Genomic DNA, 9,494 nt, shown 5'->3' with positions numbered 1-9,494 from the left:
CTTAGACAGGTTGATCGATTTGACGATCTGCCCGTTGGGCACGGTGAAGACCTCCCCGTCGGCGGACCGCAGCCTCGTCACCCGCAGTGTGACGTTCTCGACGGTGCCGGTGGCGTCGGTCGTCGACCCCATGATGGTCAGCTGGACGAGATCGCCGAAACCGTACTGCTTTTCGACGATGATGAAGAACCCTGCGAGCAGATCCTTGACCAGTTGCTGGGCGCCGAAGCCCAGCGCGGCGCCCAGCACCGTCGCCGGGGCCACCAGCGAACGCACCGACAGTCCGAGAATGTCGACGATCTGCACGACCACCACCACACCGATCAGGACGACCGACACCCACGAGATCACGGCCGCCACCGCCTGCCGGTGCTTGGTGGCCTCCGAACGCACCAGCGCGTCGCTCGCGGCGAACCCGACGTCAAGACGCTGCGTCACCTTCTGGGCCGCCCAGTTCACCAACCGCCCGGCGAGCACCGCGCCGATCAGCAGCAAGACGATGCGCAGGCCGCTGGTGAGCACCCAGTTACGGATGTCGCTGTGCCAGATGTAGTTCCAGCGCCAGTTCATCGACGTTACGGCGAAAAAAGTGTCAGTCGTCATCTCGCCGGTTACGCCACCGGATCCCGGCTTCCAGGAATCCGTCGATGTCGCCGTCGAGCACCGACGCCGGATTGCCGACCTCGTACTCCGTGCGCAGATCCTTGACCATCTGATACGGGTGCAGCACGTAGGACCGCATCTGGTTGCCCCAGGAGCTGCCGCCGTCGCCCTTGAGCGCGTCCAGCTCGGCGCGTTCCTCCAAGCGCTTGCGCTCCAACAACTTTGCCTGCAGCACGCGCATCGCCGCGACCTTGTTCTGCAGCTGCGACTTCTCGTTTTGGCAGGTGACGACGATGCCGGTGGGAATGTGGGTGAGCCGCACCGCCGAGTCGGTGGTGTTCACCGACTGCCCGCCGGGCCCGCTGGAGCGGTAGACGTCCACGCGCACATCACCTTCGGGGATGTCGATGTGGTCGGTGGTCTCCACCACCGGAAGCACCTCGACTTCGGCGAACGACGTCTGACGCCGGCTCTGGTTGTCGAACGGGCTGATGCGCACCAGCCGGTGGGTGCCCTGCTCCACCGACAGCGTGCCGTACGCGAACGGCGCGTGCACCGAGAACGTCGCACTCTTGATGCCGGCCTCCTCGGCGTAGGACGTGTCGAACACCTCGACGAGGTAGCGGTGCTGCTCGGCCCAGCGGATGTACATCCGCATCAGCATCTCGGCCCAGTCGGCGGCGTCCACCCCGCCCGCCCCGGAGCGGATGGTGACCAACGCATCGCGCTCGTCGTACTCGCCGGACAGCAGCGTGCGAACCTCGATGGCCTCGACGTCGGCGCGCAGCGCGGTCAGCTCGGCGTCGGCCTCGGCGAGAGCGTCGGCGCCGGCTGCACCTTCTTCTTCGGCGGCCAGCTCGTAGAGCACCGGCAGGTCCTCCAGGCGGCGGCGCAGCTCCTCGACCCGGCGCAGCTCGCCCTGGGCGTGCGAGAGCTCGCTGGTCACCTGCTGGGCGCGAGCCTGGTCGTCCCACAGGTTCGGGTCGGACGCCTCGTGCTCGAGCTTCTCGATGCGACCGCGCAGGCCCTCGACGTCGAGCACCCGCTCCACCGTGGTCAGGGTGGAGTCGAGGGCGGCGATGTCGGCCTGCCGGTCGGGTTCCACAGCTGATCACGTTACCGGCCCGGGCGTTTACCATCGGGTGGCATGCGCCCTTACCACGTTGCGATCGTCGGCTCCGGCCCCTCGGGGTTCTTCGCGGCCGCCGCCCTGCTCAAGACGGCCGACTCGACGGAGGGCATCGACGTCGCGGTCGACATGCTCGAGATGCTGCCGACCCCGTGGGGGCTGGTGCGCTCCGGGGTGGCCCCGGACCACCCCAAGATCAAGTCGGTCAGCGAGCAGTTCGCCAAGATCGCGGCCGATCCGCGTTTCCGGTTCTTCGGCAACGTGGTGGTGGACGAGCACATAGAAGCAGCAGAGCTGGCGGCACATTACGACGCGGTGATCTATGCCGTCGGCGCGCAGTCGGACCGCGCGCTGGGCATCCCCGGCGAGGACCTGCCGGGTAGCATCGCCGCGGTCGACTTCGTGGGCTGGTACAACGCCCACCCGCACTTCGCACAGGTGACGCCGAACCTGTCCGGCGGTCGCGCGGTTGTCATCGGCAACGGCAACGTGGCACTCGACGTCGCCCGCATCCTGGTGACCGATCCGGACGCGCTGGCGCAGACCGACATCGCCGACCACGCGCTGGCGTCGCTGCGGCCGTGCGGCGTGGAGGAGGTCGTGGTGCTCGGCCGCCGCGGTCCGCTGCAGACCGCTTTCACCACGCTGGAGCTGCGGGAGCTGGCCGACCTCGACGGTGTCGACGTGGTGGTGGACCCGGCGCAGCTGGACGGGATCAGCGACGACGACGCCGCCGCCGTCGGCAGGACGTGCAAGCAGAACATCGCGGTGCTGCGCGGCTACGCCGGCACAGCGCCGCGCCCGGGACACCGGCGCATCGTGTTCCGGTTCTTGACCTCCCCGATCGAGATCAAGGGCGACGGGAAGGTGGAAAGCATCGTGCTCGGGCGCAACGAGCTGGTCCGCGACGACAGCGGGCGGATGGCCGCCCGCGACACCGGCGACCGCGAGGAGCTGCCCGCGCGGTTGGTGGTGCGCTCGGTCGGCTACCGCGGCGTCCCCACCCCGGGGCTGCCGTTCGACGAGGCCCGCGGCACGATCCCCAACGACGGCGGACGGGTGGCGGGCCGCCGCAACGAGTACGTCGTCGGCTGGATCAAACGCGGGCCCACCGGGGTGATCGGCACCAACAAGAAAGACTCCCAGGAAACCGTCGACACGCTGATCGCCGACCTGTCGGCGCGCGGACTTGCCGATGCGGCGGATTCCTCCGGGGACCGCGCCACCGAGCTCGCCCGGTGGCTGGCCTCGCGCCAGCCCCACCTTGTCACCGATGAGCATTGGCACCTGATCGACGACCACGAACGCGCCGCCGGCCAGGCGCGGGGGCGTCCCCGCGTCAAGCTGGCGAGCGTGGACGAGATGCTGCGGATCGGCCATGGCTGACACCTGATCGCGCTGGTGGCGACCACCGACGTCGAGTCGAGCGCGACGCCGCACCAGCCGGTCACCCCACCGCCGTCAACCGGCGCGCGGATCGGGCGGTGACATCCTCCACTTGTCCGGATTCCGCCGCGAGTACACCACCGGCAGCAGTTGGCCCGTCGCCGGCCAGTCGTCGACGTCGACGGCCATGCGCCCGTAGACGGTGTGCTCGTCGACGGTCGGCCCGTTGATGACGCCGGCGATCGTGACGAACTGCTCACCGGTGGCGTCGGGTCGCGGGCTGACTCCGGTGACCAGCAGTGTGCCGTTCACCGAGTCCGAGGCGGCGCCCGAGCCGAGGAAACGGGGAGCCAGAAACACCGTGAGTGTCACGATCAGCAGCAGCAGCGCCAGGATCTCCCACACCCGGCCATGGTAGGACTGCAACCATGACCGCGCCGACGACAACGCCGGCGCAGCCGGGATCGAGGAGCCCATGACCCCCGACGATCTGGCGGTGGCGCTGGCGCTGGCCGACCGCGCCGACGCGCTGACCCTCGCCCGGTTCGGTGCGTTGGATCTGCAGGTCGACACCAAACCGGATCTGACGCCGGTGACCGACGCCGACCGGGCCGTGGAGGCCGACATCCGCGCGGTGCTGGAGCGGACCCGGCCCGGTGACCGCGTGCTCGGCGAGGAGTTCGGCGGGGCAACGGCTTTCACCGGACGGCAGTGGGTCGTCGACCCGATCGACGGCACCAAGAACTTCGTGCGCGGGGTTCCGGTGTGGGCCAGCCTGATCGCGTTGCTGCACGACGGCGAGCCGTGTGTCGGGGTGGTGTCCGCCCCCGCGCTGCGGCGCCGCTGGTGGGCGGCTGCGGGCGCGGGCGCTTTCGCGGCGGCCGCCTCGTCTGCGGCCCGTCGGCTGTCGGTGTCGTCGGTGGCGGAGCTGAGCTCGGCCAGCGTGTCGTTCTCCAGCTTGTCCGGGTGGGCGCGGCTCGGTCTGCGGGAGAGCTTTTCAGATCTTGCCGACGCCGTGTGGCGGGTGCGGGGCTATGGCGACTTCTGGTCCTACTGCCTGGTGGCCGAGGGCGCCGTCGACGTCGCCGCCGAGCCGGAGGTATCCCTGTGGGACTTGGCGCCGCTGGACATTCTGGTGCGCGAGGCAGGCGGCGCGTTCACCAATCTGCAGGGCGCACCCGGCCCGCACGGCGGCAGCGCGGTGGCCACGAACGGGCTGCTGCACGAGCAGGTGCTGAACCGGCTGCGCGGACGATCGCCCGAAACCGACCCGTCAAAGCAGTGACAGCGACACAAATCTTACTCTAGAGTAAGGTCTATTTACCGTCCTGAGCCCAACCACCGTGCAGACCGAAGGGCCGCCCACATGACCAACACCGCCGCCACCACAGGTGGCCGTCCCCGACGATCCGGCCGGACGGCCGCGGTCGGCGAGCACGCGCCCCGACGAACAGTCATCGAAGTCGGAATGGCGCTGCTCACCCCGATCGTCGGCCAGACGTTCCTGGACCGCTACCGTGTGCGCGGTCCGCTCAACCGGACCTTGCGCTACGGGGTCAAGACCGGTTTCTCCGCCGCCGGCGCCGCCGGCCGTCAGTTCAAGCGCGTGGAGGGCCTGCGCGGCGGACCGACCCGGCTGGGCACCAACGGCGCCGAGGGCACGGACCGCTTCGACCTGACCCCCGACGAGGATCAGCAGCTCATCGTCGACACGGTCGAGGAGTTCGCCGCGGAAGTCATGCGCCCGGCGGCGCACGACGCCGATGCCGCAGCCGGGTTCCCCCCGGAACTGATCGCCAAGGCGGCCGCGCTCGGCGTCACCGCGGTCAGCGTCCCCGAAGAGTTCGAGGGCATCGCTGCGAACCGGTCCAGTGTGACCACCGTGCTGGTGGCCGAGGCGCTGGCCTACGGTGACATGGGGCTGGCCCTGCCGATCCTGGCGCCGGGCGGCGTGGCGTCGGCGCTCACCCACTGGGGCAACGCCGACCAGCAGGCCACCTACCTGCCGGAGTTCGCGGGCGAGAACGTCCCGCAGGCCTGCGTGGCCATCGCCGAGCCGCAGCCGCTGTTCGACCCGACCAGGCTCACGACCACCGCGGTGCGCACCCCGAGCGGCTACCGGCTGGACGGGGTCAAGTCGTTGCTGCCGGCGGCCGCCGACGCCGAGCTGTTCATCGTCGCCGCACAACACAACGGCACACCGGCGCTGTTCATCGTCGAGTCATCCGGGCCGGGGGTGACCGTTCGGGCCGATCCGAGCATGGGCATCCGCGCCGCGGGTCTGGGCCGGGTCGAATTGGACAAGGTGTCGGTGCCGCTGACCGCCCGCCTCGGCGAAGACGATGCGACCGCCGCACGGTCGGCCGAGATCTATTCCGAAGCGATCGCGCTGTCCCGGCTGGGCTGGGCTGCGCTGGCGGTCGGCACCTGCCACGCGGTGCTCGACTACGTCGTCCCCTACGTCAAGGAACGCCACGCCTTCGGTGAGCCCATCGCCCACCGGCAGGCCGTCGCGTTCATGTGCGCCAACATCGCCATCGAGCTGGACGGTCTGCGGCTGATCACCTGGCGCGGGGCGGCCCGCGCCGAACGTGGCCTGCCGTTCGCCCGCGAAGCTGCCCTGGCGAAGCGGCTCGGCGCGGACAAGGGTATGCAGATCGGCCTGGACGGCGTGCAACTGCTCGGCGGCCACGGCTACACCAAAGAGCACCCCGTCGAACGCTGGTACCGCGATCTGCGTGCCATCGGCGTCGCCGAGGGCGTTCTGGTCATCTGACGGCTCGACAACCGACCCGACTCGACAACCGAAAGGCCGGTCATGGCAATCAATCTGGAACTTCCTCGCAAACTGTCGGCGGTCGTCGACAGGGCGCACCAGGGTGCCGCGGCGATGATGCGGCCGATCGCCCGCAAATACGACCTGCACGAGCACGCCTACCCGGTCGAGCTGGACACGCTGGCCAGCCTGTTCGAAGGTGCGGCCGCATCCAACACGGTGGGGCTCGCCGGAACCGAGGCCTTCCGGGAGGCCTCGGCCCGCGACGAGAACCGCAACGGCGCCAACATGGCGGCGATGCTGCAGGCGCTGGAGGCCAGTTGGGGAGACCCCGCGATGATGCTCTCGATCCCCTATCAGGGTCTGGGCAACGCGGCGATCGCCGCCGTCGCGACCGACGAGCAGCTCACCCGTCTGGGCAAGGTGTGGGCGGCGATGGCGATCACCGAGCCTGGCTTCGGGTCGGATTCCGCGGCGGTGTCCACCACCGCCGTCCTCGACGGTGACGAGTACGTCATCAACGGCGAGAAGATCTACGTCACCGCCGGGTCGCGGGCCACCCACATCGTGGTGTGGGCGACCCTGGACAAGTCGAAGGGCCGCCCGGCGATCAAGTCGTTCGTGGTTCCCCGCGACCATCACGGTGTCACCGTGGAACGCCTGGAGAACAAGCTGGGCATCAAGGGGTCCGACACCGCCACCATCCGGTTCGACAACGTGCGCGTCCCACAAGACAACCTGCTGGGCACCCCGGCGATCGAGAGCGGTAAAGGGTTCGCCGGGGTGATGGAAACCTTCGACAGCACCCGGCCGGTCATCGCCGCCATGGCCATCGGGGTGGCCCGGGCCGCGCTGGAAGAACTCCGCACGATCCTCACCGACGCCGGAGTGGAGATCTGCTACGACAAGCCGTCACACGCCCACAGCGCCGCCGCAGCGGAATTCCTACGAATGGAGGCCGACTGGGAGGCCAGCTACCTGCTGGCGCTGCGCTCGGCGTGGCAGGCCGACAACAACGTGCCCAACTCCAAAGAAGCGTCGATGGGCAAGGCCAAGGCCGGCCGGGTGGCCAGCGACATCACCTGCAAGGCCGTCGAATTAGCCGGCACCACAGGCTATTCCGAGCAGATGCTGCTGGAGAAGTGGGCGCGCGACTCCAAGATCATGGACATCTTCGAGGGCACCCAGCAGATTCAGCTGCTGGTGGTGGCCCGCCGGTTGCTGGGCCTGTCGTCGGCCGAGCTGAAGTAACCGAGGGCGGCGGCCAGCCGTACGGTCTAGACCTCAGGAGACTCGGCAGCCTCTTGAGTCGCTGCGTCAGGGATTAGTGCCTTCTCCAACTTGATGGCGCATGCGATATCACGCGGCGCAGGAACCACTCGACCTACCGCTGCCTACCGCGACCAATGGCCGCCCGGACCACGGTGAACAACCCTCGCCGGCACTGCTGATGCGCGTCTCGGCGTCGAAGGGGTGGTTCGAGAAACTCGCATAGCGATGGCCAGGCAACCTGTTCGACTTCGATTACGGGCCAGGTGATATCACGTGCGCCATCGCTTTTCAGTTGGACGTCATGACAGGTTGGCGGTGCTGGTCTGGCAGATGTGGTCTCTGGGGCACCTGTTACCCGGTTTGACCGGGGCCAGTCACCGGATAGCCGTAGGACCTGTGGTCAGAGCCTAGCGTCGACGGCGTTGGGCAGCGCCTCCAGCAGCTTCGCGTCGGCCGTGAGCAGCGTGAGCCCTTCCACCCTCGCCTGGGCTACCAGAACTGCGTCGAAGGGATCCTTGTGCGGCAATGCCAAGAGGTCAGACGCGAGAGCGTGCCGACGTGTGAGGGGCAAGTCGCGCAGGGCGGATCGGTCGATCGCGTCGTCGAGGTCGTCGGGCAGCGTGAGCTTGCCGACAGCTGCCTTGATCGCGAGCTCCCAGGTGCTCGCGGCAGAGACGTACACAGCGGCGCTAACGGTGATCCGATCCCGCGCCCGAATGCCAAGTCGCGGACTGTCGTCGAGCAGCCAGAGTACGACGTGGGTGTCGAGCAAGAGGCCGCTCATTCGAGGCCGAACAAAGTATTGAGATCGCGGTCGGTGTCGTCGAAATGATCCGCATCGTATTCGAGGCGGCTGGCTAGGGCGCCGAAGACGATATCGGAGCGTACATGCGGGACGAGGTCGGCGACGGGTTTGCCGGCGCGCGCGATCGTGATTGTCTCGCCGTTCTCGACGCGGGCAAGCAGGTGCGACAGATGGGTCTTCGCATCGTGGATGTTGACGATCGGCATACAGTCAGCATACTAGACTTAGTCTAGTCTGACTAGGTTTGGCCTCTGGGCCGGAGCGCACATCGAGGTGAACGCCGACCGCGAACAAGTCGGTCTGTGCTGGTCACGAGGTCATCATCGAGTCAGGGGTTGCCCAGCGAATGCCGTCGAAGCGCCCGAAGTCGTGGTCATAGGTCACGATGCCGGCCCGGTGCTCGACTGCCAGCGCCGCGAGGTGTGCATCGTTGACCAGATTTCCTCCGGTGCCCACCGTGGCCAGCAGACCCGACAGCGCATCGGCATGCCGCGGCGTCGGACTGACCACCACGGCGCCGGGGGCATTACACCAGTCGGTGACCTGTGCCATCGCCTCGGCCGGGCGAAGCGGTGACGGAAACAAGCCGTGCTTCGTGCTCAGGCGGATGAAGGCCAGCAGGGCAACCCACGACAAACCGACGATGTCGCCACCCGACAGCGCACCGTCAAGCCAGCGCCGGCTGGCCGCGTGATGCTCAGCGGCCGTGTTGACCGCATAGAGCAGCACGTTGGCGTCGACGATCTTCATGCGCCACGACGTTGGCGGCGGATCAATTCCTCATCTTCGAGTTCTGCGGCAACCTGCAGTGCCCGGTCCAGGTTCACCGTCGGCACACCGAGGGCGGCGGCGCGCGTCGTGAACGACGCCGACTTCGTGCGTCGTTGTGCGCCTTCGCGGATGGCGTCGTTGAGGGCTTTCTTGAAGGACACACCACGTTCCTTCATCAGGCGGTGCACGAACGCCACCGTGTCGTCGTCAAGTGTCACCGTGGTACGCATTACGACAGCATAGCATCAAGATTGATGATGCTATGCTGTCATCACCGCGCATGTCAGGCCGGCGTCGGCTCACCGCGATAGTCGCCGAAGGACCACAGGTTGCCCTCCGGATCGCGGATGACGAATTCACGGGCTCCGTAGTCGGTTTTGGCGAGGGGACGAATGACGTCGGCCCGGTGTGCAAGGACACGCTCGAAGAGTGCATCCGGGTAGGCGGTGACGACGTAGCCGCCGGCAGTGCCGGGTTCGCGGCACCACTCGGCGCCGGGTTTTTGGCTGCCGAGCATGATCCCGCCGCTGCCCTCGGGCCAGTGCAGTTGCGCGTGGTCGACGTTCCCGCCGTCGCCATATCGCGTTGCGAGGACGAGGCCGAAGGTTTCCACGTAGTAGTCGATCAAATTCGGCGCGTTATCGGCCTGCAACGTCAACCACAGGGTCGGTTTCGACAGGGTCGGTTTCGACAGGGTCGGTTTCGACAGGGTCGGTTTCGACAGGGTCGGTTTCGACAGGGTCGGTTTCGAC

Annotated in this window: 12 protein-coding genes; 4 read left to right on the top strand and 8 right to left on the bottom strand. The window is 67.9% G+C overall.

Annotation, left to right across the window (positions count from 1 at the left end; translation table 11 throughout):
* Both ABDW21_RS04035 and prfB read right to left on the bottom strand, forming a co-directional pair.
* Positions 1-570 (bottom strand): mechanosensitive ion channel domain-containing protein (locus tag ABDW21_RS04035; RefSeq protein WP_343710084.1); only part of this gene is annotated, 570 nt, incomplete at its 3' end.
* Positions 571-592: 22 nt separating this feature from the next.
* Positions 593-1,708 carry a peptide chain release factor 2 gene (gene prfB / locus ABDW21_RS04030; protein ID WP_343599758.1) on the bottom strand — a complete coding sequence of 372 codons (1,116 nt, stop codon included), beginning with the start codon at positions 1,706-1,708 and terminating at the stop codon, positions 593-595.
* A 42-nt stretch (positions 1,709-1,750) separates the two neighbouring features.
* On the opposite strand from prfB, the gene ABDW21_RS04025 reads away from it, so the two are divergent.
* Complete coding sequence (locus ABDW21_RS04025; RefSeq protein ID WP_343710082.1) at positions 1,751-3,118, top strand: FAD-dependent oxidoreductase; 1,368 nt, start codon at positions 1,751-1,753, stop codon at positions 3,116-3,118.
* 75 nt (positions 3,119-3,193) lie between these two features.
* On the opposite strand, the gene ABDW21_RS04020 is transcribed toward ABDW21_RS04025, so the two are convergent.
* Complete coding sequence (locus ABDW21_RS04020; RefSeq protein ID WP_343599770.1) at positions 3,194-3,523, bottom strand: hypothetical protein; 330 nt, start codon at positions 3,521-3,523, stop codon at positions 3,194-3,196.
* 70 nt (positions 3,524-3,593) lie between these two features.
* Here ABDW21_RS04020 and hisN point away from each other — a divergent pair, with 70 nt between their 5' ends.
* The 3 genes from hisN to ABDW21_RS04005 all read left to right on the top strand — a co-directional run bounded on the left by hisN (position 3,594) and on the right by ABDW21_RS04005 (position 7,145).
* Positions 3,594-4,403, top strand: a complete 810-nt coding sequence (gene hisN / locus ABDW21_RS04015) for a histidinol-phosphatase (protein WP_343599755.1) — start codon at positions 3,594-3,596, stop codon at positions 4,401-4,403.
* A gap of 81 nt (positions 4,404-4,484) precedes the next feature.
* The gene (locus ABDW21_RS04010) at positions 4,485-5,894 is read left to right on the top strand and encodes an acyl-CoA dehydrogenase family protein (protein ID WP_343710081.1); all 1,410 of its coding nucleotides are present in this window, start codon (positions 4,485-4,487) and stop codon (positions 5,892-5,894) included.
* A gap of 42 nt (positions 5,895-5,936) precedes the next feature.
* A complete protein-coding gene (locus ABDW21_RS04005) occupies positions 5,937-7,145 on the top strand; it encodes an acyl-CoA dehydrogenase family protein (RefSeq protein ID WP_343710080.1) in 1,209 nt (402 codons plus the stop codon).
* Between the two features lie 421 nt (positions 7,146-7,566).
* On the opposite strand, the gene ABDW21_RS04000 is transcribed toward ABDW21_RS04005, so the two are convergent.
* The 5 genes from ABDW21_RS04000 to ABDW21_RS03980 all read right to left on the bottom strand — a co-directional run bounded on the left by ABDW21_RS04000 (position 7,567) and on the right by ABDW21_RS03980 (position 9,400).
* Positions 7,567-7,938: a type II toxin-antitoxin system VapC family toxin gene (locus ABDW21_RS04000; RefSeq protein ID WP_343599750.1), complete on the bottom strand. Its 372-nt coding sequence runs from the start codon at positions 7,936-7,938 to the stop codon at positions 7,567-7,569.
* Positions 7,939-7,946: 8 nt separating this feature from the next.
* On the bottom strand, positions 7,947-8,177 hold the full coding sequence (locus tag ABDW21_RS03995) for a type II toxin-antitoxin system prevent-host-death family antitoxin (RefSeq protein ID WP_343599749.1): 231 nt from the start codon (positions 8,175-8,177) through the stop codon (positions 7,947-7,949).
* A gap of 103 nt (positions 8,178-8,280) precedes the next feature.
* On the bottom strand, positions 8,281-8,721 hold the full coding sequence (locus ABDW21_RS03990; RefSeq protein WP_343599748.1) for a type II toxin-antitoxin system VapC family toxin: 441 nt from the start codon (positions 8,719-8,721) through the stop codon (positions 8,281-8,283).
* Complete coding sequence (locus ABDW21_RS03985; protein WP_343599747.1) at positions 8,718-8,972, bottom strand: antitoxin; 255 nt, start codon at positions 8,970-8,972, stop codon at positions 8,718-8,720. The genes ABDW21_RS03990 and ABDW21_RS03985 overlap by 4 nt, the downstream gene beginning before the upstream one ends.
* A gap of 53 nt (positions 8,973-9,025) precedes the next feature.
* Positions 9,026-9,400 carry a VOC family protein gene (locus tag ABDW21_RS03980; RefSeq protein ID WP_343599768.1) on the bottom strand — a complete coding sequence of 125 codons (375 nt, stop codon included), beginning with the start codon at positions 9,398-9,400 and terminating at the stop codon, positions 9,026-9,028.
* Positions 9,401-9,494: the final 94 nt, after the last annotated feature.

This window comes from Mycobacterium sp. (assembly GCF_039583805.1).
In the GTDB taxonomy this organism is placed as follows: Bacteria; Actinomycetota; Actinomycetes; order Mycobacteriales; family Mycobacteriaceae; genus Mycobacterium.
The sequence above is the reverse complement of the archived record's forward strand: the minus strand, read 5'-3'. Positions and strand labels throughout refer to the sequence as shown.

Bases quoted from the DNA above. Each gene is read 5' to 3' on its own strand.
- ABDW21_RS04025 (WP_343710082.1), top strand. From the start codon at position 1,751: ATGCGCCCTTACCACGTTGCGATCGTCGGCTCCGGCCCCTCGGGGTTC.
- hisN (WP_343599755.1), top strand. From the start codon at position 3,594: ATGACCCCCGACGATCTGGCGGTGGCGCTGGCGCTGGCCGACCGCGCC.
- ABDW21_RS04010 (WP_343710081.1), top strand. From the start codon at position 4,485: ATGACCAACACCGCCGCCACCACAGGTGGCCGTCCCCGACGATCCGGC.
- ABDW21_RS04005 (WP_343710080.1), top strand. From the start codon at position 5,937: ATGGCAATCAATCTGGAACTTCCTCGCAAACTGTCGGCGGTCGTCGAC.
- ABDW21_RS03995 (WP_343599749.1), bottom strand. From the start codon at position 8,177: ATGCCGATCGTCAACATCCACGATGCGAAGACCCATCTGTCGCACCTG.
- ABDW21_RS03990 (WP_343599748.1), bottom strand. From the start codon at position 8,721: ATGAAGATCGTCGACGCCAACGTGCTGCTCTATGCGGTCAACACGGCC.
- ABDW21_RS03985 (WP_343599747.1), bottom strand. From the start codon at position 8,972: ATGCGTACCACGGTGACACTTGACGACGACACGGTGGCGTTCGTGCAC.